The following is a 263-nucleotide window of genomic DNA, read 5'->3' on the forward strand; positions in this document are numbered from 1 at the left end:
GTTACCGCCGCGTCGATCGACTTCGACTATGTCGCGGGCGAGGGCGAAGACCCCGTCGCCGACGCAACGTCCTTCCTCACGCGCATCGGCCCCCTCTCGCGCAGCATCGCCGACGCCGGCCCCGCCGACCGCGACCGCCTGCTCGCGCGTCTGTCCGACGCCCTCGCGCGTTACGTCCTCGACAACCGCGTCGTCCTGCCAGCATCGGCATGGATCTGGCGCGCACAGGCAGGGGAGCCATCATGACCATCATCGTCCACCAC

1 protein-coding gene is annotated in these 263 nt (G+C 70.0%); it reads left to right on the plus strand.

What is annotated here, in order from left to right:
- The coding region (locus AC0IYH_RS32140) for a hypothetical protein (protein ID WP_471838362.1) at positions 1 to 246 on the plus strand (246 nt) is incomplete at its 5' end.
- Positions 247 to 263 lie beyond the last annotated feature (17 nt).

It is taken from the genome of Pseudomonas sp. AC463, from assembly GCF_979253585.1.